Origin of the sequence: Sphaerotilus mobilis, assembly GCF_004216565.1 — a bacterium.
GTDB classification, from domain to species: Bacteria; Pseudomonadota; Gammaproteobacteria; order Burkholderiales; family Burkholderiaceae_C; genus Sphaerotilus; species Sphaerotilus mobilis.
Window position 1 is genome coordinate 684,441 of sequence record NZ_SGWV01000008.1, and the last position, 21,096, is coordinate 705,536.

Annotated in this window: 16 protein-coding genes; 14 read left to right on the forward strand and 2 right to left on the reverse strand. The window is 63.6% G+C overall.

Translation table 11 applies throughout. The features are described 5' to 3' along the window. Positions 1-201 precede the first annotated feature (201 nt). The 9 genes from EV685_RS08310 to EV685_RS08350 all read left to right on the forward strand — a co-directional run bounded on the left by EV685_RS08310 (position 202) and on the right by EV685_RS08350 (position 11,655). A complete protein-coding gene (locus EV685_RS08310) occupies positions 202-831 on the forward strand; it encodes an ECF-type sigma factor (RefSeq protein ID WP_165396749.1) in 630 nt (209 codons plus the stop codon). 4 nt (positions 832-835) lie between these two features. Then, on the forward strand, positions 836-1,612 hold the full coding sequence (locus tag EV685_RS08315; protein ID WP_130481518.1) for a hypothetical protein: 777 nt from the start codon (positions 836-838) through the stop codon (positions 1,610-1,612). Between the two features lie 55 nt (positions 1,613-1,667). Further along, the gene (locus tag EV685_RS08320) at positions 1,668-3,449 is read left to right on the forward strand and encodes a caspase family protein (RefSeq protein ID WP_165396750.1); all 1,782 of its coding nucleotides are present in this window, start codon (positions 1,668-1,670) and stop codon (positions 3,447-3,449) included. After that, positions 3,446-5,185 (forward strand): SUMF1/EgtB/PvdO family nonheme iron enzyme, encoded by a 1,740-nt coding sequence (locus EV685_RS08325; protein ID WP_130481520.1) that lies wholly within the window; start codon positions 3,446-3,448, stop codon positions 5,183-5,185. The genes EV685_RS08320 and EV685_RS08325 overlap by 4 nt, the downstream gene beginning before the upstream one ends. 201 nt (positions 5,186-5,386) lie before the next feature. Next, a complete protein-coding gene (locus EV685_RS08330) occupies positions 5,387-6,826 on the forward strand; it encodes a DUF4384 domain-containing protein (protein WP_130481521.1) in 1,440 nt (479 codons plus the stop codon). 352 nt (positions 6,827-7,178) lie between these two features. After that, positions 7,179-8,423 (forward strand): serpin family protein, encoded by a 1,245-nt coding sequence (locus EV685_RS08335; protein ID WP_165396751.1) that lies wholly within the window; start codon positions 7,179-7,181, stop codon positions 8,421-8,423. Between the two features lie 121 nt (positions 8,424-8,544). Then, positions 8,545-9,045 carry a hypothetical protein gene (locus EV685_RS08340; protein ID WP_130481523.1) on the forward strand — a complete coding sequence of 167 codons (501 nt, stop codon included), beginning with the start codon at positions 8,545-8,547 and terminating at the stop codon, positions 9,043-9,045. Positions 9,046-9,261: 216 nt separating this feature from the next. Beyond that, the gene (locus tag EV685_RS08345; RefSeq protein WP_130481524.1) at positions 9,262-9,615 is read left to right on the forward strand and encodes a hypothetical protein; all 354 of its coding nucleotides are present in this window, start codon (positions 9,262-9,264) and stop codon (positions 9,613-9,615) included. Between the two features lie 60 nt (positions 9,616-9,675). Continuing rightward, the gene (locus EV685_RS08350) at positions 9,676-11,655 is read left to right on the forward strand and encodes an SUMF1/EgtB/PvdO family nonheme iron enzyme (protein ID WP_165396752.1); all 1,980 of its coding nucleotides are present in this window, start codon (positions 9,676-9,678) and stop codon (positions 11,653-11,655) included. A gap of 52 nt (positions 11,656-11,707) precedes the next feature. Here the strand turns inward: EV685_RS08350 and EV685_RS08355 are convergent, their stop codons facing one another. Further along, complete coding sequence (locus EV685_RS08355) at positions 11,708-13,396, reverse strand: caspase family protein (protein WP_165396753.1); 1,689 nt, start codon at positions 13,394-13,396, stop codon at positions 11,708-11,710. 58 nt (positions 13,397-13,454) lie between these two features. After that, positions 13,455-14,327 (reverse strand): hypothetical protein, encoded by an 873-nt coding sequence (locus EV685_RS08360; RefSeq protein WP_130481527.1) that lies wholly within the window; start codon positions 14,325-14,327, stop codon positions 13,455-13,457. Between the two features lie 853 nt (positions 14,328-15,180). Here EV685_RS08360 and EV685_RS08365 point away from each other — a divergent pair. Genes EV685_RS08365 through EV685_RS08385 form a run of 5 tightly spaced genes read left to right on the forward strand, consistent with a single transcriptional unit; the run spans position 15,181 to position 20,954 of the window. Continuing rightward, positions 15,181-17,055: a hypothetical protein gene (locus EV685_RS08365; protein WP_130481528.1), complete on the forward strand. Its 1,875-nt coding sequence runs from the start codon at positions 15,181-15,183 to the stop codon at positions 17,053-17,055. Between the two features lie 29 nt (positions 17,056-17,084). After that, a complete protein-coding gene (locus EV685_RS08370; protein WP_130481529.1) occupies positions 17,085-18,059 on the forward strand; it encodes a hypothetical protein in 975 nt (324 codons plus the stop codon). A 1-nt stretch (position 18,060) separates the two neighbouring features. After that, positions 18,061-19,623 (forward strand): caspase family protein, encoded by a 1,563-nt coding sequence (locus EV685_RS08375; RefSeq protein WP_130481530.1) that lies wholly within the window; start codon positions 18,061-18,063, stop codon positions 19,621-19,623. A gap of 34 nt (positions 19,624-19,657) precedes the next feature. Continuing rightward, positions 19,658-20,239: a hypothetical protein gene (locus EV685_RS08380; protein WP_130481531.1), complete on the forward strand. Its 582-nt coding sequence runs from the start codon at positions 19,658-19,660 to the stop codon at positions 20,237-20,239. A gap of 10 nt (positions 20,240-20,249) precedes the next feature. Continuing rightward, positions 20,250-20,954, forward strand: a complete 705-nt coding sequence (locus EV685_RS08385; RefSeq protein ID WP_130481532.1) for a hypothetical protein — start codon at positions 20,250-20,252, stop codon at positions 20,952-20,954. Positions 20,955-21,096 lie beyond the last annotated feature (142 nt).

A 21,096-nucleotide genomic window follows, 5' to 3' on the forward strand; every position in this document is an offset into this window, starting at 1 on the left:
GCGTTGGCGTTGCTGGCGAGCCCTGCCGGGCCGGTGCGGACGGCGGGAGCGCAAGTCATCTGACGCGCCGCTCTGGGTTTCGTCCCCTGGTGCATGTCATGCAACACCCTTTCCCACGACTGGCCCCTCGGGCCGGTCTTCGCCGCGCCGCTGCCTGCAGCGGCGCATCGATCGACGGTCCTTCGACGACGAGCGTTCGCCGTGGCTGAAAACCCCTCCAAATCACGCCCCGGGCAGGCCGATGCCCAGCAGGCCGCCGAATGGGCCCAGCAGGGCGCTGCCGGTCGCAACCGTGCCGCCGCCCTGCTGCTCGATACCTGGTTGCGCCGGCTGATCGCCTACCTGGCCTACCACGGCCGGGTGGCCGAGGCCACCGCCGAAGACCTGGCCGCCGAGAGCATCACGGATTTCGTGCTCAAGCCGCAGCCGCGCGACTGCCCGGCCGACGTCTGGCTGATGACCATCGCCCGCAACAAGCTGATCGACCATGCCCGCGAGAAGAACGCTGCCAAGCGGGGCGGCGGCAAGGCCGAGCAGGCGCTCGACGAGGACGATCTGCTGGAACTGCTCGACACGGGTCACGGCCACAGCGAGATGCCGGCCTGGGTGCGCCGATGCGTGCACCTGGCCGCCGCCGAGATGCAGCGCACCGAACCGCGCCATGCCGAGGTCCTGCGCATGGCCTGCGAAGGCTGGAGCGCCGAGGAGGTGGCCGTGCACTTCGGCGCGCCTGCGGATGCCGTGACCGACAAGCACAAGGCCGCCGCACGCGACCGCATCTACCGCGCGGTGCTGATCGCACGCGAGATGTTCGCCCCGTGCAAGGAGTGACACGATGAACTTCCCCCATCCCCCTTCCGATCCGAAAGCTGGCCCGCCAGGACGAGACGATGACCGCTGGCTCGAGGTGCTGTCCGGTCAACGCGAGGCCGACGACAGCGACACCCGTCAGGCGGCGCAACTGCGCGACTACTTCCACCTGCAGGCATCCCACCAGCCCCAGCCTGACGAGGCCGCGAAACGCCGCGTGGCCAACCTGGTTGCCGCTCGGCTGGCAAGTGCCGAAGCCAAGGTCGCGGCAACGGCCACCGGCCCAGCGAACGCACCGGTCAGCCTCTGGCAGCGTCTGCGTGACCTGCTGCTGCCGCCGGGCCAGGGACACGGCGGGCGCTGGGCTGCCGTGGCGGCCGTGGCCATGGCCGTGACGGTTGGACCATTCCTGCTGCAGCCCGATTCAGAACCTGCGGAGCCCGATGCACCGGTGGTCAAGCAAGCGCCGGTGATCAAGGACGCGCCGGTTCAGGTCTTGCCCACCGAGAAAGGAAAGGCGACCGAGAAAGACGCGATCACGCTGCGCCGAGAGCGGCTGCCGGCGCCATCGGCCGAGACGGTTCTGCGCGTCGCCGATCCGAAGGCTGAAGCCGTGCGACTGCTGCAGGCGCTGGCCGCCACCGGCGCCGCTGCGCAGGTCATGCAAGACGGCCCGGCGACGCTGATCGTGCTGCGCGTGCCCGCCGCATCGGTCCCGGCTGCCCGTGCTGTGCTGGGCCCGGAAGGGATCTCCCTGCCTGACGATGGTCAGGCTGTGGTGCGCCTGTTGCCGCGACCCTGAAGCCGTCCGATCGACCAGCCACAACCGTCTTTCCGTCAACCGACGAGCTCAGACCATGACCTCGAGACCTGCCCACCGATCGGCCGTGCCGTTGACATCCTCACAGGCCGCACCACGGCGCAACAGGCTGGCGGGCCTGGGCCTGGCCAGCCTGCTGGTGCTGGGGACCTGCGGCCTGCTGCCGCAAACCGCCATGGCCAAGCGACTGGCGCTGCTGGTGGGCGTGTCGCACTACGACAAGCTGCCGCAGTCCCGCCTCGAAGGGCCGGTGCACGACGTCGCCGCGCTGCGCGACGTCCTGCAGCGACGCTGGGGCTACGCGCCGGCCGACGTGGTCACGCTGGTTGACCGGCAAGCCAGCCGCGCCGCGATCCTGCGCGAACTCGCGGCGCTGCAGCAGCGCAGCCAGCCCGGCGACGAGGTGCTGATCTACTTCTCCGGCCACGGCACCAGCGCACTCGACACCCAGAACCAACTGCCGGTGCCGCATGGCAGCGGTGCCTTCATGCCCGCCGACCTCGACCCCACACGGGGCGGCGACATGGGTCTGCTGATCGGGCGCACCCATCTGCGACCGGCGCTGCAGGCGCTTGACGACGGCGGGCGGAAGGTCTGGGTGATTTCCGACTCCTGCTACGCGGGTCAGCAGGTCCGTTCCGTCGCGACGGAATCAACGGCACTGCCTGCCCGGATGGTTCCCTTGCTGGCGGGCCAAGCCCTGCAGGAGCTCGATCAGGCACAGAAGCTCGGCGCGGATGCCCAAACGCCGGAGCCCTATCCCTACCAGTCGGTGGCCTACCTGGCCGCATCGGCCGAGGGCGAAACCGCCCGTGACATCCCGGCCAAGGCCCTGCATCAGATGCCCACACGCGACGGCAAGCCGCATGGCGCCCTCACCGATGCATTGCTGCGTGTGCTCGAAGGCGAGCTGCCGGCCGATGCCGACGGCGACGGCCTGCTCAGTCTGGCCGAGGTCCATCGCGGCGTCTCCGACTTCATGAGCCAGCGCGCCTACGGTCACAGCCCGCAACGCCTGCCGGCCGTGGTCGACGACCGCCGTGCCCTCGGCCAGCGCGCCGTGCTGACACAACGCGGCATGGCAGCCCCGGTACGGGCGAATGCGGCACGTCAGCCGCTGCGCGTGCATCTTTGGCCCTCACTCAAGCCGCGACAGTCCGAACTGGGCGGCGTGCCCGACCTGCAGATGGGCGTGCCGCCGACCGAGGCCGATCTGGTCCTGCGCCCCGCGCTTGGGGGCAAGGTGGTGCTCAGCGCCCGATCCGGTGACGTGCTGGCCGTGGCCGAGCCCGATGGTCTGGCAGACCTTCGCGGCACGCTGCTCCAGCTGAGTTACGCCAAGCGCCTGCATGCATGGGCTCAGGCCCATCGCCGTGCGGTGCTGCCCGCCGAGATCGAGCCGGCCACGTTCGGCGGCAACTTCGTCGACGGGCAGTCATTGCGCTTCGCGCTGCGACCCGACCGCGCGGCCACCTTGCTGCTGCTCAACATCGATGCCACGGGCCGCGTCAGCGTGCTCTACCCCGCCCATGCCGGCGAGATGCAGCCGCTCGCCGCTGGCGATTTACGCCGGATTCCCGGCGAAGGTCCGACCCAGGCCCTGAAGGTGCAGGCGCCCTACGGCATGGACGTGCAGCACCTGTTCGCCTTCGACAGCCCGCCAGCGGGCCTGGACCGGTTGGTGAACGCGCAAGGGCTCGCACCCGACGACGCCCGACTCGCGGCGCTCGAACGCACGCTGCAACAGATGCACGGCGCCTTCAGCCATGCCAGCACCGAGCTGCGCACCCACCCCCGTCCGGCGGAACGCAAGCCATGAGCCATCTCGCCCACCTGATGCGCACATTCCTGCTCGCGCTGTGCACCCTGATCTGCGCCCTGCTGGGTGTCAGCGCCGCCCAGGCCCAGACAGCAGCGCCCAAACGTGTCGCCCTGCTGATCGGCAACGCCGACTACCAGACCGAGAACAAGCTGCGCAACCCCGTCCGCGATGCCGAACTGCTTGCCGGCGTGCTCAAGGACAAGCTCAGGTTCTCCGACGTGAGGATCGAACGCAACCTGGGCATCGCCGCCATGGACCGCGTGATCGACGACTTCATCCAGCTCGCCAGAGGCGCCGATTCGGTGGTCTTCTACTACTCCGGCCATGGCATGAAGCGTGCGGCCGACGATCGGCGCAACTTCCTGCTGCCGGTGGATGCCTCGGTGGGCCGACCGGGCTCTCTGGATGTGGAGCGTCAGGCCGTGGATGCGCAGCGCTTGCGCGACCGCCTGAAGTCCCTGGGCGCTCGTGTCACCCTGCTGATCCTTGACGCCTGCCGCAACGGGCCGGTGGGCAGCAAGAGCGGCGACAAGGGTCTCGCTCGCATGGGCGGCAGCAACCAGCTGCTGGTGGCCTACGCCACCGAGGAAGACCAGGTCGCCGCCGACGGCTCCGGCACGAACAGCCCCTACGCCCGCGCGCTGGCACTCGCCCTGCAGCGGCCCGAGCCTTTGCTGCAGCAACTCGACTGGGTCGCCGACGAGGTCGAGAAGGAAGTCCCCGGCCAGAAGCCGACCCGCGACGGCAACCTGCGTGCCACCGCCTGGCTGGGCAGTCCGTTCGCGCCGGTCACACCGGACAACCGCGTGTCCATCGAGGACGAAGCCTGGGCCCTGTGCCGCAGCGCGAGCGGCAGTGCCGTGGCGTGTGAAGACTACCTCAGTGCCTATCCACAAGGCCGCTACCTGCCGCTGGCCCGCACGAGGCTGCGTGAACTTCGGGAAACGCAGCCAGCCCCCCAACGCCCTTCGCCACCCACGGTGTCGACGGTTGCGGCGGGCCAGGTGGTGAAGGACTGCGACGTGTGTCCAGAGCTTGTGGTGATACCGGGGGGCAGTTTTGTGATGGGCTTGTCGGCGAGTGAAACGGGCCGAGCCTCAGATGAACGTCCGCAGCGTGCGGTGGCGGTGAAGGGGTTCTTGCTGGGCAAGTACGAGGTAACGCAGGGGGAATGGAAGGCGGTGATGGGAAGCAACCCGAGCGGGTTCAAGGACTGCGGAGACCGTTGTCCGGTGGAGGAGGTGAGCTGGAACGAGGTTCAGGAATACCTCAAGAGGCTGAACGCGAAGAGCGGGAAGGCGTACCGGCTGGCGAGTGAGGCGGAATGGGAGTACGCGGCAAGGGCGGGCACGACAACACCGTTCAGCACGGGGCAGACGATCACGGCGGCGCAAGCGAACTTCGACGGTAATTACACGTACAACGGCGGTCCGAAGGGCGAATACCGGAGCAAGACCGTAACGGTGGGAAGTTTCGGAGCCAATATCTTCGGCTTGCACGACATGCATGGCAATGTCTGGGAATGGGTGCAGGACGCTTGGCATGACAACTACAGCGGTGCGCCTAGCGATGGCAGCGCGTGGATGAATGGGGGTGATCAGTCCCGGCGTGTTCTGCGTGGCGGGTCCTGGAGCAGCACCCCGCATAGGTTGCGCTCCGCTAGCCGCTTCTTTGACGCCCCAGACGACCGCAGCGAGACGGTCGGTTTCCGTGTGGCCAGGACCGATTTTTAGGTTCTACCCCCCTTTAACCCTTGGTCCCACTGCCCATGCCTTCCACGAACGACGCTGCGGGCATTGGCGCGGGTGCAGGGGCGCAGCCCCTGCTCGCGAATTTATTTCGGTGTCCTCCTCCGACGTTTGACGCCGAACAGCGTCTTCACCTTCAACCCCTGTCCAGCCAGCCTTGACCTTCAACCCGCCCCGGAGACCCGCATGAGCACTCGCCCGCATTCCTCCCGCCGCGTCCGCACGGCGACCTCTCATGCCTTGCACCGTTTCGCGGTCACGGCACTCGCCTTGGTTGGCCTGGGCCTCACGGTCAGCGCCCATGCGGAGAACCATGCCCTGATCCTGTGGATCGGCAACTACGCGCAGCCCAGCGCCAACCTGCCCGGCATCGACAAGGACGCGGCGATGGCCCGCCAGCTCGCCCGTGCGATGGGTGTGCCCGACAAGAACATCCGTGAGCTCAGCAATGCCGCACTGGCCAAGACCAGCATGGGCAACGAGCTGCGCAACCTGACCACGCGCATCGCCAAGGACGACAAGGTCTTCATCTACTACTCCGGCCACGGCGCACAGGTCAAGGGCTTGGGGGGTGCCAAGTGCACCGAGGGCATGGTCACCCATGAGATCGACATCTACACGGACGTCCAGCTGCAGCAGGTCCTCACCGACCTTGGCAACAAGGCCAGCCAGGTGGTGATGTTCAACGACTCCTGCTTCTCGGGCGGCGCGGCCACCAAGGCCTCGCGTGACCTCACTGGCCCGTCCGACGCCCCGGTGCCGAAGTTCTACAGCGGCCCGCTGCCGCAAGGCACGGGCGTCAACGACGACTACACCTGCGGCGAACAGGTCAACAAGATGTCGCGCAACCTCGAGGTGGTGGCCGCCGCGCCGCGTGCGCCCCAGGTGCTCTACGTGGCCGCCTCTGCAGCCAACGAGGTGTCCTTTGCCACGACCAAGGGCAGCGCCGGCACGCTGGCGTGGCTGTCATGCATCGGCAGTGCCGACAGCAACCGCAGCGGTGCGGTCGACGCCGAGGAGCTGCGCGCCTGCGCGCAGCAGTGGCTCGATCGCGGCAAGTTCGACCAGCACATCACCCTGGCGGGCAACACCAAGCTGCCGCTGACCTTCGTGAGCAACACGCCCGCAGGCAGCGGCAACGCCCCCGTCAATGCGGCCCGTGCGCTGGAAGACCTGCGCGCGACGGCCGACCCGGCGCATGCCGTCACGCTGAGTCCGGTGCGTGGCACGCTCAAGATCGGCCAGGACCCGCTGGACTTCAGCATCACCACGACCCAGCCCGGCTACCTCTATGTGCTGCACGTGGGCAGCGACGGCAAGACCTTTGACCTGCTGTTCCCGAACAAGCAGGACAGCAACAACTACGTCGCCGCCGGCAACCACAGCTTCCCGCGCCCGAGCTGGCGCATCAAGGCCAGCGGCCCGGCTGGCACCAGCTATCTGATGGCGGTCGTCTCTCCGGTTCAACGCAACTTCAACAAGGACATGGACCTGGGCAGCGTCTTCCCCCAAAGCAATGCCACGACCGACAGCGCCAAGAACCTGGTCATCGAGACCACGGGCGCAGCCGGCGCCGGCGCACGCTTTGGCGCCAGCGCGGTGGTGGCGATCCGCGAATCGAATTGACGCCAGTCGGGCGGCGCCCGTGTGCATGCCGCACGCGCACGTGGCCCGCATCGGTGCGACAGACCGGTCCTTCCGGTCGCCCCCAGGAGATTCCATGTTTGCTGTCCCTTGTCGCCACGGCGTCGGCCCCCTGCCACGCCTGCGCCCTTTGAATGCCGCCGTCCTGGCCCTCGGCCTGAGCGCTGCCTTGTGCCTGCCGGCGGCTGCTGAGGGGCCTGCTCCGGCCCTCGATGCAGGCTCTGCCAGCACATCGCCCGCCGCTTCGGGCCACGCTGCTTCGGCTGTTGCTTCAACGGCTGCTTCAACTGCTGCTTCAACCGCTGCTTCGACTGCCGCTTCCGCCGTCAAGGACGTGACGGTCGACCGCGCACCTGCGGACCCCGCCGCCGCGAGCCGCCCCGCAGCCACATCGGCCAGCGCGACGCTGCTGAGCACGCCCCTGCACGATGGCGCGCTGGCCGCCGCACTCGACGACCTGGGCCTTGCCCTGCTTCGTGACCTCAGTGCCAAGGGCGGCCAAGGCCAAGCCAATGCGGTGACGTCACCCTTGTCCCTGGCCGTGAGCCTGGGCCTCTTGCATGCCGGAACGGCCAGTGCCGGTGCCGATGAACTGGCGCGTGCCGTGGGGGGCACCGCGTCCGGCACGCGACTGCTCACGACCCGGCTGCCAGCCCAGTTGGCCCGGGCCCTGGACAGCAGCCGGGCCGGCAGTCCCTTGACGATGGCCAACCGCGTCTGGCTCGACAAGAGCGTCGTGCGCGCCGTGCCAGCCAGCTATGCCGCCGCCGTCTCGCAGCGCTACCAGGCCGATGGCATCGTGCTGCCGCTGGCCAGTGACCCGCGCGGCGCACGCCAGACGATCAACGCCTGGGTGTCGCAAGCAACGGCGCGACGCATCCCCGATCTCCTGCCCGAGGGCGCCATCAAGGGCAACTCGCGTGTCGTGCTGACCAGCGCGATGCACTTCAAGGGCCGATGGAGCCAGGCCTTCGACCCCGCAGCGACGTCGACCCAAACCTTCGAGGCCGCGCCCGGACGCAGCGTTCGTGTGCCGACGATGAGCGGCGAACGCATGGTGCGGGCCGGCACGGTCGACAACCTCAACGTGATCGAACTGCCCTTTGACGGGGACTACGCCTTGATCGTGGCCATGCCGCCGGCTGGACACACGCTGCAGGCGCTGGAAACCGAGCTGGAAGGTCTGGACATGGCCTCCTGGAGCAGCCAGCTGCGCCCGTTGCGCTGCACCGTGACGCTGCCCCGCTTCAGCATCGCGCCGACGGCCCGATCGCTCAAGGCAGCGCTGGTCGGCCTGGGAGTGCGCCAGGTCTTCAGCTCGGCGGCCGATCTCGGGCCGCTGCTGGGCAAGGCGGGCAAGGGCGTCCAGGTCGACGACGTGTTCCAGAGCGCCGGCATCACCATCGATGAGCAGGGGGGTGAAGCGGCGGCGGCCACCGGCGCCACCGTGTCGGCCAAGTCCATCACCCTGGGCGCGCCGAGCTGCGCGGTCAACCGGGCCTTTGTCTTCAGCCTCGTGCACAAGCCCACGGGGCTGCCGCTGTTCGTGGGCAAGGTGAGCGACCCCAGCAAGCGCTGAGCACATCGCCGCGCGGGTTCATCCGAGACGCGGGCCTGACGTCTGGCGCTGTCGGGCGTCCTAACGGGCAGACCCCGCAGGCGCCAGCCAGCGGGCGACCCCACCCCCAAGGAGCACGCTCATGAACCTGTTGCGCATCACCTTCTTCTACGGCATCGCCTTGCTTGTCGGCCTGTCCGCCGGGGCATTGGCCCGCACGGCATGGACCTGGACAAGCAGCACTGATCACGGCGCGTTGCTGACACCCACGTCGGTCGACCCGACCGATGCGGTGTCGACGGGTCATGCACCGACCCGACAGATCCTGGCTCCGGGCCAGGTCTGGATCGCCCTGGGCCATGCCCTTGTGCCAGCGCAGACCGGACCGCTCGCCTTGCCGCATGGCAGCCGGCTGCGACTGAAGGTGACACCCAGTGCAGACGGTCTGCTGCGTCTGCGGGCCATCTCGCCCGACGGTCGCCACACGGATCTGTGGTCGCTGTCGGTCAGCGCAGGCCAGACGCAGTTCTCGCCCATGCTGCGGCTCGAGGGACACCGTGGCCTGGAACAGTTGGAGCTGCACTTGACACCATCCGACGGCAGCGCGGCGCGCCAGCAGCAATTGCAGATCTGGCACGGCTGAACAGCGTCGCCGAGCGGCCAGTTCCGTCCTTGTCGGGTGCTCCGCGACGACGCGACGTCGCGGCATCGAGCGTGCCCCTGACCCGAGCCTTCAAGAGGTTCATCCCTGACGTTTTGACGCGGTCTGCGTCCCCTGGAGCACACGCTGCACAACAGCGTTCAACCCAGGCCCCGGCAGCGGGGCAAACATCACCGTCGATCCGATCAGGAGTTCACCATGCACAGCATCTTTCGCCTCACCGTGACCACGCTGGCCCTGGCTACCGGCATCATGGCCTCGATGTCCGCCCAGGCCGCAAACGCCGAGGTCCGCATCCGCAACGATTCCAGCGCCACGATCTATTTCCTCTACACCAGCAAGGCGGGCACGTCGCACTACGGTCGCACGGACCTGCTCGACGAACAGGACATCGTCGCGATCCTGCCGGGCCGCTCGGCCCTGGTCGACTTCGACGTGACCGACGCCCGCAACAGCTGCCGGCAGGACATCAAGGCGGTGGGTGAGAAGAACCGCACCTGGACCTGGACGATGAACGTCTGTGAAGAATCGTCCTGGCGCCTGGTCAATTGAGGTCAGTGTCGAAGGTCGGCCACCACCGAGCGCCGCTTCATGAATAGGACCGCCCCCGCCGTGTCGGTCGACACCAAGGCGGGGGCGGTGGACCTTCTCCAACACGGACGGTATCCATCGTTGCATCGCCCGACGATCTCGGGCGACATCCGTCTCGCATTGCAAGACCGCTTCACCGCCGAAAACGGCACGGCAAGCCGCGCGTCAGACCACACGAACGGGGGGTGCGCCAGGCCCTTACGCATGCCATTGCCCCCCTACCATCAAATCGACATCGGGCTCAGAGATCGCCCGGTCAAGCAGGAGAACCCCATGCATCCATCCGGCCGAGGCACCTCTGCAGGTGAAGGGGCTGCCCTGAGGCATTGGCGATCACATCGGGCTCTGGCATGGCTGACGCTGGCGTGCCTGCTGCTGGCCATGCTGCCGGTTCATGCCGCACCTGAGGGCAAGCGCGTGGCGCTGCTCATCGGCAACAGCAACTACGCCGTGGGTCCCTTGCGCAACCCGGCAAACGATGTGCGTGAGATGGAAGCCTCGCTGCTGTCGCTGGGCTTTCAGGTTCGCAAGGTGATGGACACCGACCAGAACCAGCTCAAGCGTGCGATCCGCGACTTCGGGAACGACGCCAAGGGCGCGGCCGTCGCCTTGTTCTACTACAGCGGGCACGGCATCCAGTCCGGCGGTGAGAACTACCTGATTCCCTTGCGCGCCAGCATCGACAAGGAATCGGACTACGACGTCGAAGCCGTCTCGGTCAGCAGCGCCCTGCGCCAGATCGCCGGCGCCCGTCCGGATGTGACCCTGCTCGTGCTGGATGCCTGCCGGGACAATCCACTGGCCTCAGTGACGCGCAGCGGTACCAAAGGCCTGGGGCGCATGGATGCGCCCACCGGCACCGCAATTGCCTTCGCCACGGCACCCAACACGACGGCGGCCGACAGCGGCCTGTTTGCCCGCGTGCTGGCGGCGGAACTGCGCAAGCCGGGCCAGGAGCTGTTCGATGCCCTTCGGAACACCACCGCGGTCGTCAAGCGAGAGACCGGTGGCCGCCAGGAACCTCGTGTGAGCGAGTGGTCGATCACCGACCGCGTTTTTCTGGCAGGCACGACACAGGCCATTGGGACATCACCGGACGTTGGACCAGGAAGCCGCCATGCAGCGGCGCCCGCGCCCGCAACAGCGATGGCTGTCCCGGCAACATCGATCCCGGTCGTTCGAGCTGACGCGACCTGTCAAGGCTGTCCAGCCATGGTGGTGATTCCCGCCGGCAGCTTCCAGATGGGCTCGACATCCGACGAGGAAGGTCGATCAGGTGACGAAGGCCCGTTGCGCACCGTGACGTTTGCGCAACCCCTGGCGGTCAGCAAAAACCTGGTGACCCGAGGCGAATTTGCCGAATTCGTGAATGCGACCGGCCACAGAACAGACGCCGAGCTTGGCGGCGGATGCCGCTACTTCCTGGAAGGTCGCTGGCAGACCAACACGGGACAGTCCTGGCGGTCACTGATGTTCGCCCAGACGAACGACCATCCGGTGACGTGCGTGAGCTGGCATGACGCGGTGCAGTACACCTTGTGGCTGAACGCCCGCAGCGCCTTGAAGGGCTGGCGCCTGCCGAGCGAGGCGGAGTGGGAATACGCCGCCCGTGCCGGGACTCGCACAACCTATCCCTGGGGCCAGCTGGCCGATCGAGCCATGGCCAATTACGGCAGGGACACCTGTTGCGGCCCGCTGGCTGCGGGCGCGGACGAATGGGAGTTCACGTCGCCGGTGGGACACTTTCCTGCCAACGCCTGGGGTCTGCACGACATGAGCGGCAACCTTTGGCAGTGGGTCCAAGATGTCTGGCACGACAACTACCACGGAGCGCCTGTCGATGGCAGCGCATGGCTCAAAGACGGAAGTCCCACCGAACGGGTCGTGCGAGGAGGCTCATGGGGAAGCAACATGCGTTCACTGCGCACAGCCGATCGCAACAAGTATGTCTCGACCGAGGCTTTTCCCATCGTGGGCTTCCGTGTGGTCAGGCAGCCGTGAGGCGTGCGGCAAATCCGACAAGCTCTGCACGTTCAGAGTCAGATCACGCGACTCATCGACCTGCGCCGTTGACTGGCATGTTCATCGAGTCCCCGTCAAACACGGACTGAATCGCATGTCGACATGCCGTTGAACTCATGCGAGACCACTGGTCATTGAGCATTTCATCCTCGCCAAGCTGACCACGTTCGATCTCACTGGCGCATGCCGAGGTGACGGGCGCAGACCGGCTGCTGATGCGTCGTTGTCCGGTCGAGAGACTTTGCACGTAGACCAAGGGGCTGCCCGTCTCGAACGACACGTAGGCCAGCATGGCGTTGCGCTCATCGGTGGCATCAGGTCGTGACCAGGTGGGCAACATCAGCGGCTTGGCACTGACAACCGCGAGTCGGCTTCCACCGCCGTCGATGTCACTGACCGACAAGGCATGGCGCATGTCAAAGACAGACACCCGAGCGACCCGGCGCTGGAAGTCACTGCGGCGCTGGGTCACGGCTTCAAAGACGAGATCCGAAACCTGAAAAGCGACTCTGCGCAGGTCCACCACGGCAGCGCTCGACGCCTTGGCGAGGACCTCCCGCGCGGAAGCCACTTGCCAGACGCGCATGCGCACCTCAAGACGGCCATCGTCCAGAACTGCCACGTCGCCCAACACGAGATGACTGTAGCCCTGGGCCCTGGCTCGGATCCAATCGGGCCTCGCAGCACTGCCGCCCGGCTGGTCATCCACGCGAGTGACATCGAGCCGACCTCTTTGTTCTAGCGTCTGGAGAACCACCTGCGCCAGGCGCAGCGCGTGACCACCGATACGATCCTCGAACGACACGCCCACCCGCAGTGCCACATCGGGGGCCAGGTTCAAGTTGGCCGTCGGCACCGCTGTCGCGACAGACGGTGCTGACGTCTGCACCGCGACCTGCGAAGGTGGCCCTGCCAGGTAGTGAGCCCCACGCAGGCCAATATCCTCACGCGGACGCTGCTTGCCGCCGGACTCCTTCTCCACCGCCAGGGCCGTTTCCTCAAAGACCTGCCGGATGTCCAGCCGTCTTTGAACCAGGAATCGGGCAAGGTGCTTGGTGTAAAGCCCGTTGTTGCCTTCGCCATCGTCAGCCACAGCGCCAGGCTGAGCTGAATAGGCCACGATGCTGCCAGTGGGCACATCCATGCGAGCCAGGCCCCGAGAAAGACTGCGCAAGCGGCTGAAGAAAGGGTTGTTGCGGCAGGCATCCAGCACGACAAGTGCAATCCTCGGACTTGCAGCCTCGATCTGTTGGAGCAGCGTGCTGGCAGCGATCGCTTCGCCGGCGACATCGGCCTGTTTACCGATGTCCGCGTCCACGGGCACCAGCCAGTTTTCATTGCCCAGTTGCATGCCATGGCCAGCGTAGTAGACCAGGGCCACATCGGCGCCCTGGGCACGATCACCGAACTCGCGCACAGCACGGTGCAGACGCCGAAAGTCGGCGTTCTCCACACGTTCAACATCAAAGCCCAAGGTCTTGAGTGTTGCTTCCATCAAGCGGGCATCGTTGACCGGATTGGCCAGCCTCCCCTCGCGATAGGCAGCATTGCCGATCACCAGTGCGACTCGCTTTCCAGTGGCCATGGCCTGAGCCCCCGCCTGTGGAACCATCAGACCCAGCAAAAGGACCCAGGTGAAGATCCAAAGACCGTGGGTCGCCCGCCATCGCACAGGCTCTCGCGCGACGGGCCATGCGGCGGAATGGTTGTCGAGCGACATGGAATGACTCCGAGATCGGTAGATCGCCACCGGCATGAGCGCCGAGGAACACAGGTCCTCAGCGTTCGTGCGCCAGAACGAACTGGCTGAAGAGCATGTCGTCGGGCTGAAAGCTGTCGAGCGCAGTGAGCGTGATGTTCGAGTCGCTGCCCGAGGAGGTCAGTCCGATGGCCAACTTGCTGCGCCCTCCCGCACCTCGGGCAGCCAACAATGCAGCCTGCGATGCTGGCGTGCAGAGGGGCAACCCGTTCTTGAAGGCCGCCCAGGCCGGCTGCTCCGCGTTGACTGGCGGCAGACAAGGCATGAAATACAGCCTGAATGTTTCTTCACCAGGCGTACCGTGCAGTTGGATCCCCTTGGTCCTCGGCACTCGGTTGTCCTCGCCTGGCATGACCGTGTAGACACCCAGTTCACTGACCAAGCCCGCACCATCCACGCTCTCGACGCGGATCTGACCAGGCAGATTGGTGGCAAAGCGCAGGGCAATGACCTCGTCCGTGCGAAGGCGCTGAGGCATCTTGTCCATCGGCAGCGATCTCTTCATCGCAAACGTCGTCGGATCCAGATGCTGTACCTCGTAGGCCAGCGCCGGCACGATCCGCGCATCGGCGGGGCGGTTGCCCGCTGCGGCGACACCGTTCGGCCCGGAAGACGGGTTGCGGCGACCCTGCCATTGCTGGAACAGCGTGCCGACGGCATCAAGGGCCCGTTCTGCGGCCATTTCAGCCAGCGGCTGAAGAATCAGGGCCAGCAACGGTGACAGCTTCTCTGCAGCTGGCTCCGCTGCTTGCATATCGGCCGAGCCACTTCTCGAGGCCTGGGCAGATTCGACTGGCTGATCCGGTGATTCGTGGACCGGCTTGGCCACCGCACTCGCTTGCAGCAAGAGCAGTGCCAGCAACAAGCTGGCGGGCATCTTCGTTCGTGTCATCGCTTGGTCACCTCGCTCCGTCGTTGAAGTGTTCGTCGTGATGGCTGCCTGGCAAAGGCCAAAAGCGCAGGCCATGGCTCACGCGCATGTGAACGCAAGGACCTGACTGCACCAGCCTTCCTTGCAGACGCATGACGGCGGAGAACGTCAGGGAAGCCAGTTCCACAGATCGACCGACGACCCTTCAAGAATGTCGTTCGAACCTGTCATGAATTTGTCATGCGACGCGCCAGCTGACCGCAGAACCGCGAACTGGACCGGTAAGGATGCATCGTCAGCGACATCGATGTCGCAAACAGCCAACGTCCATCGTTGTCACAAAGAAGATCTCGATCTGATAACAACATTCTGGCATTCTGCGCTTGGGTTAAGCAAAGCTTAGTTGACACGGATCTTCAGAACCGGTCTTCCTTCGCAGGTGACGCAGGCCGCCAACAAGCCTGCGAAAGGGTGAGGCTCGTGGACCAGCTTGGACTCTCGTTGCGCATTGCCAGGAGATCTGGCAATGGCTCGTGTCATCTTGGGTATGGGTCAGCGTTGACGCGGGCTTCCAAGACGCGACGTTCCCGTCGCAGCAGACCACGTGTCCTGATCGCTCCTGCGTGTGGGTCTTCAACGACAGCAGTCTGCGCAGTACCCGGACATTAGGTGGGTCACGACAAACGTCGTCGACCGCCAGCGCCATTTCCCTGATTTCGCCTCATGTCTCCCGCCGTACCGAGGAGCGCGTCAGCGTGCCTCCGACGGAATGTATTGGCCTGCGTCTACATCAACTCATTTCCGACGAAGCACGTCGGTTCGCGTCTACCAGTGTCGTATTCAACGTGTCGTTCATTGACCAAGGAAGAGACCCATGCATCGCTTTGCCCCTCGTCCACGCTTCGCCTGCTATCTGCTGCCGCCCATGCTGATGATAGGTGGGTGTACTGCCACGATGTCAAACCAGATTCAACAAGCCGCGAACCAAGTCATGAACACGTCGCCCGGCTCGTCGAATCAGGCATCCGCACCACTGCGTGCGACACCGCAAGCCCAATCGCGAGGCACGCCGCGCCAGAAACCTGTGCCCTTGCTCACACGAGAAGACGCCAGCATCAAGGCACTTTTTGCCAAAGGTACGGTCACCGGAGCCGACCTGTTGCCAGAGTTGCGCGCCTTCAAGCGTTTATCTGGCGATGGCAAGGCCATACCCATCGCTGACCTCTTGGGAAACTCAGAAAGCGCCCCGGAATCGGGTGGCTTTCTGGGGCAGTTGATGTCCTCGGACCTAAAGTCAGGTCTTGCAGGGGCATCAATGCAGTTGGCGGTGGGAAAGCTCGAGTCGACCCTGAAAGCCACGGTCATGAGCACAGCGGTGTCGGAACTGCAGGGGCACCTTGATTTTCTCATCGGGGATTCCAAGGCGCTTCAGTCAGAAACCATCACCCTGCCGTCCGGCGATAACCTGACAGCAGAACAGAAGCAGCGCTCCGTGACGATGGCAGCCATCGTCGTCGCTACCCGCCTGAGCGCCAGGATGCTGAATCAGGCAACCAAGGATCTCAAGGGCCTGGAGCAAGAATATCAAACCCTGATCGACAGGCGCGAGCGCGCGGCAGCATTGCTGCAGCAGACGCTGGCGACGGGCATCCCAGCAAATGCGGCCCATGCCTTCGTCGAGGCAGATCTCAATCATCTTCGCCGCCTGTCTGCAAGTGAAGGCGTCGCCGGTTTTGTGAAGGACATGGGCGCACAGACCATGGCTCTGCGGCTTGTCGCGGCGACAGACCCAAAAACATATGAGGACTACAAGGCTCAATCCGATGGCTTGACCAAACGCCAAGCAGCAGCCATGCGCACGGTGGCAGGCGTTGTCGCCTTCGGAGGTCTGCTGACGAACTTCTCGAGCGAGTTCGTGAAGATTGGCAAGCAGAAGTCGGTGGCCGAAATTCTGGCGCTTGGCCCGCTGGCAGCTGCATTCATTTCGGAGGTGCCGCCGGTCTTTCAGTCGGCCTATCAGGTGGCCACAGAGGGAGCAGGTGTCCTTCTGAAATCTCACAAGCATTTCAAGGTCACAACGCTCGACAAGACGGTCGAAGTCGCAGGTGCGTCCGAAGTCTTTGAATTGATCAAGCTGAACGGCGCAACGCCCGAGTTTCAGTCCGCACTCTTTCGCGACGACGGCTTTGGTGTGTTGCAGCGCGTCCATTTCTGCGACGCCAAGGCAGCGATCCAAATGGTGGACGCGGCTGTCCCGTCTCAAGGGCAGGCTGAATTCGCGAAGGAAATGGCGCTGGAGAATCCTTCCCAGTTCTCCTTCGTCAATGTTGAGACCATCAAGGCAGACATCGTGCCTGAACTGCTCGGCAAGGACCATCGTCCGCGCCTGAACGACCGAAATCCTGCGATGGCTCGCGTCCAGCAGGTCGTTGCAGGCCCGTCTGGCCTACCCGCGACGACCGCTGCGGCCGCTACGGCCGAACCCGGGCCAGGTTATCTCAAGTGGAACAACGAGCAGGTTCTCAGACTTGTCTTCGCGAACCGCGATGCCAATGCGGCCAAGTACGCAGCGATGGAATTCAATGGCGTGACCGTCCGCCCTGTCCCGTCGATGCAATCCCTGTTCGCCTATGAGTCGCTGGCCGACGCCTGCCGTCAGCAGTCTGTACCTGTCATCGCGCCAAGTGAGCCGAACCAGCCACCAAAGCCTCAACGTCGACAACCGGCGCAGAATTCACGCAAGTCTTGAATCCATCGAATGCCATAGAGGAGATCGACATGGTACGTGTGACAAACATTCTGATGGTGCCCGCTGTTCTGCTGGCACTTGCCGGGTGCCAGAACAAGCCGATCGTGGATCCGAACGCCAAGCCCGAAATACGGGAAACACGCGGCGCCATCCTCATGCCAGCTGGCGCAAGCTATCGCCTGGTGCAACTCGCGGAGAAGGGAATCAAGCCCCGCATCTATACGCAGGTGCGGGGCATGGGTGATCCGTCCAACGAGAAACTGCTCTTTCGCGCCGATGTGGCCGCAGCCATCGGCGTGACGGCCACCCAGATTCAACGCCGTTTCATGGACACGGTCGGCAAGACCAAACGTTATGAGGTCTACGACACCAGCACGTCAGTCACCGCTGAAGCATCTGACTTTGTTGTCGACGCGCAGTTTGTGGGGTCGTCTCAGGAACTGCGGACGCTCGAAGGCGGCTTGCGGGTTGCTGTCACACGGGTGCAGCTCAACGCCAACCTGATCGACCGCTACTCCGGTCGTCCAGTATGGGCAGCACCCGTCGAGGCCGTCGGCGTGACTGGATTGAGCAGCAGCGATCGCATGGTCGTTCAACCTGGCGAGAGCCTAGAGCAAGCAGATGTGCAACGTCGCCTGGGCATCGACTATGAAAGGGCCATGCAGAGGGCCTTCGATCGTCTCGCGGCCCGCATCGATTCCGACTTGCGCCCGATGGGCAAGGTCGTCGGCGTCGAAGGAGATGGCATCTCGATCATCGGTGGCCAGCGCAATGGTCTGCAGAGCGGCGACGAAATGGTCATCTTCAGTGCAGGCCTGACCACCATTGGAGAGGCGCAATCTTTCATCAACATGCGACCGCTCGCAGCCGTGCGCTGCAGCGCTGTCGGGCAGGAAACCAGTCAGTGCGATGTCGTCCGACGCAACACACAGTTCAACTTCAAGGAGGGCGACTTCGTCATCCTGACAGACCATTCCGCATCGACCTTGCGCCAGGGGATGTGACATGAAACTCGCGAAAAGGGTTTCAAGGCCACAGTTTCAACGCCGCGCGTTTCTGACGTTCCTGAGCACGCCTGTTTGGACGCCCTTGCTGACCGCCCTGCCGACATCAGCGGCGTCATCGGTTGAAGGGCGCACGCTGAGAACTGACCAAGTGACGATCCTGTACCGGCCGCTTGGCAAGGATGCGCCGTCACCACACGATCCAATCGTGCAGTCATCCGTCCGGCAATTGGAACGGGAGTTCATCGCGAGAGGTTTGAAAGTACAGCAGCCGTCTGCGCAACTCTATCGGTTGATGGCTCAGGGCGACGGCGTCGTGGTGACCTTCGCATCCGATGCTGGCTATTCGCTGGTTTTCTCGATCTACCGGAATCTTCGTCCGGTTCCTCAGCAAGAAGGCGCCATTGCCGAAGTGCGACTCGAGTCCCGCACCATCGTTGGTCGGCATGTCCTGTCAGCTGAATCTTCTCGCGGACAAATGTTCACACGCACGGATGCTGGCCTACAGGAGTTCGGTGCCAGACGCGCCTTTGAACTGGCAACGGAGAAAGCGGCAAGCGAACTCGCAGACAAGACTTTCCAGATCCTAAAAGCCATGACCACCGAGCGCTTGGCTGACCTGCTGGGACCTGACGAGGGACTGCGCACAGATGCCGAACTGGTCGGACTGCCCGACACTTCTCCAGCGTCGACGTCCATGCTGTCCGAGACAACAACCGTCCAACCGACTGAAGGTTCCGGCAACGCCAGATTGCCCACACCAAAGAGAAAGTGGGCCATCTTGGTCGGAATGTCGAACTACTCGTCTGTTCGAACCGCTGGAGTTCCTGGCATCAAGGATCTGCCAGGTGTCTCCAAAGACATCCAGCAAATCAGAGCCACGCTTCCAGAACTCGGCTTCGACATGCGGGACGTGACCACCCTAAAGGACGCAGATGCCACCAGCGGGGCTCTCCGCAGTGCACTCAAGCGCTTGGCTGGCCTTGTAGCGGCAGACGATCTGGTGATGGTCTATATCTCAGCCCATGGTGCAGACAAGGATTTCAGTGCATCCGGCTTCGGTATGCCGATCTTGGCGGATTTCCGCCCCAACGACCCGAATTCGCTGGACTTTTGGGAATTGCAGAGCCTGACACGAAACCTACAGGGTCAAGTGGTTTGGATCAGCGACACCTGTCACTCAGGTGGTGCGGCAACCAACATCTCAAGCGTGGTCATCGGAGGTCAGGAGATTTCAACCGTCAAGGAGGTTCGAGGCCCTGACGCCTTATCAGTCGCCAGAGCAACGGCACAGGGACAGTCATTTGCGATCCTGACAGCCGCTGGCGCCAGGGAGATTTCCTGGGAAACCGGAGAAGGCGGACTGTTCACGACCCGTTTGTTGAACGCCCTAAAGGACAACAAGGGTATGAAGCCCTTGTCCGAATTATTCTCGATACATGTTCGACCCACGGTCATCAAGGAATCAAAGACGATCTGCGAAAAATCTCGATCTTGCTCGATGCACCCCCAGCAGACGCCCGTCATGGCATATGGCGGCTCGGGCAACCTCATCATTATCTAAACAGCAGAGAAAGAGTATGAAACAAGGACACTCCATGAAAAAGCCCTTCTTCTTTCATTTCGCTGCGTTGATCAGCATCGCAACGATCTGCTCCACGGCCCATACACAAACCATTCTTCGCCCCATCGCTGCAGTCGGCCTCAACGGCGGCGGCGACCAATTCAGCCCTTCAGTCCCCGGCGGAAACAGATATCAACCTGCCCGAGTGAGTGGCTTGGTCCACGCCTACATTGGCGCCGAATATCTCCCCAGCTCGAGTTATGGCATCAGTGCAACCATCGGGTTTCAAGGCGGCGTCCTGCAGAACAAGGGGCAGCGCCGCTATGAATTCGCTCGAATCCCCGTCGAACTTCAGATTTCAACTGAACTGCTTGATGGCATCGGAATCATTGGCGGAGTGCGCAAATCACTGAGCCCTTCCGTCAAAATGCCAGCAAGCGAGCAACAATACGAGCCGAAGCTCAGCTCCGATATAGGATATTTTGGCGGCATTCGATTCGGCTTCGGCCAAGCGAGTTCGATCATGGCTCGATACACGATCGAGAAGTTTAACGCTCCCGGAATCCCACCCATCAACGGTCGCCATTTCGGCATCTACTATGAGTTCGCAAGGTAAGAAGAGCAAAATGCACCACGTAATCATCATGATTGCCATGATACTGGTGAGTGGCTGCTCGTCGGTACCTTACCGAGCCGAGGGTATTGTGACAAACCATACAAACAGCAAGCCAAAGGACCGTGAAAGCTTCAAGATCGCCAATGTCGCGGTCAATTCAACCAGAGTGGACTACAAAGATGCAGGCGCATTACTGTCGTCACTAACTGTCCCAGCCGCTGACCCGAAAGACGATCGACGCCGTCTTGATGTTGATGCCGGCTTGAATCGCAGCCTGGATTGGCTGGGCTATTCAAACATCGGGCCAAATCAGAGAGCCGAACCTTACTATCTGATTCATGCCACATTCGATTCAACCACAAACTTCTTTACAGCCCAAGAGCCAATCTACGAAGAACGGGATACTGGAAGCTGGCAGAGTCATTGCTTTGAGACGTTTCTAGGCACATCTTGCACCAACACGCCCATCATGAACCGGGTTCGAGTTGGCACTCGAGACGTGCCGCGTCAATACCAATCCACAACGCTCCGCGTGGACTTCACGCACAAGGGCGAGGTCGTCAGGACAGTTTCAATCACGACCACCGACACATCCTGCAATGTCGACAAACGACTTCAGATTCTCGCGGGAGAGGGCTTTAGACAAGTCATGAAAAACTCTCCAAAGAAGACATCATCGATCAGCATCGAAAGTGGATTTTGCTATCAACGCTAAATCTCAGATATATCAGACAACACAGCGCCCAGAACAAGGATTACTTTGTTGAGCTGTTCCACCCCGAAGCGCATTAAACAGTTCTGGAACTTGAATGAACCGCCAGTTCGATGCAAAAGAACAGCCATCATTCAGTACCCAG

Bases quoted from the DNA above. Each gene is read 5' to 3' on its own strand.
- EV685_RS08315 (WP_130481518.1), top strand. From the start codon at position 836: ATGAACTTCCCCCATCCCCCTTCCGATCCGAAAGCTGGCCCGCCAGGA.
- EV685_RS08320 (WP_165396750.1), top strand. From the start codon at position 1,668: ATGACCTCGAGACCTGCCCACCGATCGGCCGTGCCGTTGACATCCTCA.
- EV685_RS08325 (WP_130481520.1), top strand. From the start codon at position 3,446: ATGAGCCATCTCGCCCACCTGATGCGCACATTCCTGCTCGCGCTGTGC.
- EV685_RS08330 (WP_130481521.1), top strand. From the start codon at position 5,387: ATGAGCACTCGCCCGCATTCCTCCCGCCGCGTCCGCACGGCGACCTCT.
- EV685_RS08340 (WP_130481523.1), top strand. From the start codon at position 8,545: ATGAACCTGTTGCGCATCACCTTCTTCTACGGCATCGCCTTGCTTGTC.
- EV685_RS08345 (WP_130481524.1), top strand. From the start codon at position 9,262: ATGCACAGCATCTTTCGCCTCACCGTGACCACGCTGGCCCTGGCTACC.
- EV685_RS08355 (WP_165396753.1), bottom strand. From the start codon at position 13,396: ATGTCGCTCGACAACCATTCCGCCGCATGGCCCGTCGCGCGAGAGCCT.
- EV685_RS08360 (WP_130481527.1), bottom strand. From the start codon at position 14,327: ATGACACGAACGAAGATGCCCGCCAGCTTGTTGCTGGCACTGCTCTTG.
- EV685_RS08365 (WP_130481528.1), top strand. From the start codon at position 15,181: ATGCATCGCTTTGCCCCTCGTCCACGCTTCGCCTGCTATCTGCTGCCG.
- EV685_RS08370 (WP_130481529.1), top strand. From the start codon at position 17,085: ATGGTACGTGTGACAAACATTCTGATGGTGCCCGCTGTTCTGCTGGCA.
- EV685_RS08375 (WP_130481530.1), top strand. From the start codon at position 18,061: ATGAAACTCGCGAAAAGGGTTTCAAGGCCACAGTTTCAACGCCGCGCG.
- EV685_RS08380 (WP_130481531.1), top strand. From the start codon at position 19,658: ATGAAAAAGCCCTTCTTCTTTCATTTCGCTGCGTTGATCAGCATCGCA.
- EV685_RS08385 (WP_130481532.1), top strand. From the start codon at position 20,250: ATGCACCACGTAATCATCATGATTGCCATGATACTGGTGAGTGGCTGC.